Raw genomic sequence first — 3,484 nt, 5'->3', positions numbered from 1 at the left:
ACAGCATGTCCCAGTCCCCGGTTCCTTCGTAGTTGTGGCTGTAGAGCGTCCAGATTGCGGCGCTCTCCGGCGGCGTCACGAAAGAGGGCGCTATCACCGGGTCCATAACCATGAACGTGTCTGGTGCCACACTCACCTCGCGCCAGCTATCCATAGCGCCCCAGGCCGGGTTCACCAAGATACCGAGTTGGCCGTTGTGCGGGCTGAATCCCGGCCGGCCGGACATGTAAAGGTAGGACCCGGCGCCGGCTTGATACGAACCGTCGCTGGCGTAGCGGAACGTATTCGTGACCGCCCAGGTCTTGCCGTAGTCCAGCGAGCGGAGCAGGAAGTCGTCCATTTCTTGCGTATGGTCGTCGTCGCCGGCCACGCAGTAGAGCCCGTAGTTGTCTCCCGAGTAGTCGCGGCAGACCCGGAAGTTGTTGATGGTATCGGTGCCCGACTTCACCCAGGAGTTGACTTGGCCGGAGCCATTCCTGTTGAACCGGACGCAAATCATGTCGCCGTCATTGTCTGGGTGGACGAGGAACACGTACACGAATCCCGAGTCGCCCTGGCCGACGACTATGCCCAGGTGTTCGACGAGACTGGTCGGCACAGTGTAGAACCCCTGCACCCACTCCCAGGTCGTGCCGTGGTCCACCGAGCGTACGATGGTGACGGATGAATCCGGCGAGTACTTCGAATAGGCCACCCACATCGTACCGTCAATCTCGTAGTCGGCAGCGGTTGCCCAGATGATACCGGTATCGATGAGCGCGTCCGGCAGGTCGAAGGACGACTCCCCGGGCCGCGAAACGAGCCTGACCGCGTTCTCGGCGGAGCCGGGCGCGGGCTGGTGTTCCAGGTAAATCGCCTGCAGTTTCGACTCCAGCTCGCGCGCCAGCGCCTTGTCGCCCCGCGCCGCGGCCTGGTTCTGCTCGGCGCGGATCGCCGCCACCCGCGGGTCGGCATCAGCGGGCAGGGCCGGGCCGATGCAAGTCGTCGCCGGGTCGTATGGCAGCGCCGGAAGCACACCATTCCCGGCGGGCTTGGCCGCCAGCGCCACGGCGGCGACGGCCAGCAGGACTGCGAACACGTTTCTCCTCATTTCTCCTCCCGTTTCAGGTCACGGACAGTATGACTCAACCACCTCGGCCAGACCGCAGGCTCGGCGGCGAACCGGTCAGCGGCGCGGGCTCGGCCCGCCCCGGCCTGCCTCCTCCGTCAACGACGGATTCGATCCGGCCAAGGAGGATTCTAGGACTTGCGTGAACGGATGTCAAACGGCCCGCTGCCGCGCCGATGAACCGCGTACAGCCTTCCCCCAGGTCGTGCCGCTCACACGTGGTTAGCACCGATGCACTGTCTTGCCGTTCTCATCGCGAAACTCCTCCACCCCTCGCTGCTTGGGCCCCCCGGGCATGAGGAAGACCTTCACAGTTCGGCCGCAGCGAGCACACTGTTCCTCTCGGAGAAAGACGAGTCCGGAACGCATGCCTGCGGTCGTCCGCCCAGTCTTGAAATGCCTCCCCCCTTTGCTCCTGTCGGTCACTGCACCTCCTTACTTACGAGACGACATCTCGCCACTACCGTCTGCCTCTGCCAACTCGCGCTTCGGATTGAATCACGGACGTGTTCCCGAAATCCCTTCCGAAATCCCCTCCGGTTCAGGGACATCGCCCTCGACCCTGGCAGGCGTTGACCCTCATTCCCCTCTGCGGCTAGCAGAGCTGCTTGAGAGCATCGTAGATCTCTTGCCATTTGCGAACACGGATGACGTTGTGAGGAAGTCGGCCCGTGTAGTTGTATGGCTGGTCCATAAGGAAGACTGCTCGGCAGATATTGGAGAGTGAGCGCGCCTTGTCCAGGTCGTCCTCGACGAAAAACTGTATTCTCCTGGATTTGCTGATGTAGAACCGGCTGCGGTAGAGCGCAGCCTTCATGCCGACCGGCTCCCCAAGGTTTCCTTTCTCGAACGTCAAGCTGTCAAAACGGAAACTGTTCTTGGAGAGCCATCTCCGGGTGCCCATCCTAATACTCCAGAAGCGCTTGACTCTCCATGGTCGCCAGGTGAAGGCATGTACTTGGAACCCGAGTTGGTCTCTTATGCGCCCCAACTCAGTCGCGGCACCCGCCTTCGGAGGCATTGTCGTCCAGTATTCCTTCGATTCGAATACCGTTCTTTCGTCTTCCTCCGTTACGCCAATGCCTGCATAGCGAACCGGCATGCGCGTGATTTGCTCCGGGCGAATGCTCTTCTTCGTTAGTTTCTTCAGTACCTTGCAGAACTGCTGGCAGTGCTCGTTGAGAACGCCGTCTATGTCCACGCCAACTGCGTGATTGAAGAAGGTCATGCCTCCCTCTTCGTGCCGCGCCAGTTGATCGAAGCTTAGGCGATGCAGCCAGAAGTAGAGCAAAGCCAGTTGCGCACCGACCAGCTTCAGAACCAAGCCAGGGCTTATCGTTGCCGCGCGCACGATTCCGGCTTCGACATAGAGGCCGGCTAGCCAGGACGTCATCGCCAGGAGTTTGTCGGAACTGGACAGGCCTAAGTAGAGGTAGACGCTGTTCACGAAGCCGGCGGCTACAATTATCCAGCTGAACTGCCCGAGGTCGGCAAACGGCGGTATGGACTTCTGTGACGGGAGGACTCGGTATTCACTGCTTTCCACGAAGTCAAGGTCGTCGTAACGATCCAAGAAGTACCTCCGCACGCCATTGACTGTTCTTGCGTAGAGCAGCGTCTCGAATCGTAGCTTCGACATATACATGGTTACCGCAAAGCCAACCAAGGCGATCGCGGTGAAAACCCATGGTGACCACTTGTGTAGTTCATCCGTTCGCGCGAGCAATAGAAGTGGAGCAGAGTAGATGAGCAGCATGTAACGGAAGAACGACGTGAGCTTGTCAGTCGCATTCATGTGAGCATCAACCATGTGCTCGTACTCGAGCTTCATGAAGTCTGCGAACGTCGTTTGACCCGCCACAGAATCTTGGCGACTGCGAGGCCTCATGGGTCTCCTTCTCATCCACCCTCCCCGTGTTCTACACCGCATGCTGCACTGCTCTCTTGCACGTCACACGCAGACCCCGCGTCGTCCTTGCGACCGAACATCCGGTACTGCACGCAGGCCGCGCCGATGCCTTCAGCTGCCGACGCGATGCAGTCCGTGAACAGAGCAAATGCCTGTTCCGCATTGTGCTCGTGCTGCGTCATACGCCTGCGTCTTTCGCGTCCCCCGCGGGTTCGAGAACTGGCTGCTGCCTTGGTTCATATGCATCATCTAGGATGACTCGCAGTGCGGAATCAACAGCCGCGTGTGACAACCCACCCAAGTCGGGTCGAGACCCAACTCTCTCACAGGCAGTGCGCGCCTGTCTGAGGAGAGACAGCCGCCGCTTCCACGTATACGAGCCGTCAAGCTCTTCCATCTTCGGCGGCATACCCAAACCGAAGAACTTGAACGTGTTATGTATCGCGCTCCAGTGTTCCATTCGTCGA

2 protein-coding genes are annotated in these 3,484 nt (G+C 60.0%); both read right to left on the bottom strand.

Translation table 11 applies throughout. The features are described from left to right. Positions 1 to 1,090, bottom strand: a 1,090-nt coding sequence (locus FJY68_13840) for a hypothetical protein (protein ID MBM3332907.1), incomplete at its 3' end; no start/stop codon positions are given. Positions 1,091 to 1,703: 613 nt separating this feature from the next. Further along, positions 1,704 to 2,939 (bottom strand): hypothetical protein, encoded by a 1,236-nt coding sequence (locus FJY68_13835; GenBank protein ID MBM3332906.1) that lies wholly within the window; start codon positions 2,937 to 2,939, stop codon positions 1,704 to 1,706. Between the last annotated feature and the right edge of the window lie 545 nt (positions 2,940 to 3,484).

It is taken from the genome of candidate division WOR-3 bacterium, assembly GCA_016867815.1.
Classification (GTDB): Bacteria; Hydrothermota; Tepidihabitantia; order Tepidihabitantales; family Tepidihabitantaceae; genus UBA2258.
The sequence above is the reverse complement of the archived record's forward strand: the minus strand, read 5'-3'. Positions and strand labels throughout refer to the sequence as shown.

Bases quoted from the DNA above. Each gene is read 5' to 3' on its own strand.
- FJY68_13835 (MBM3332906.1), bottom strand. From the start codon at position 2,939: ATGAAGCTCGAGTACGAGCACATGGTTGATGCTCACATGAATGCGACT.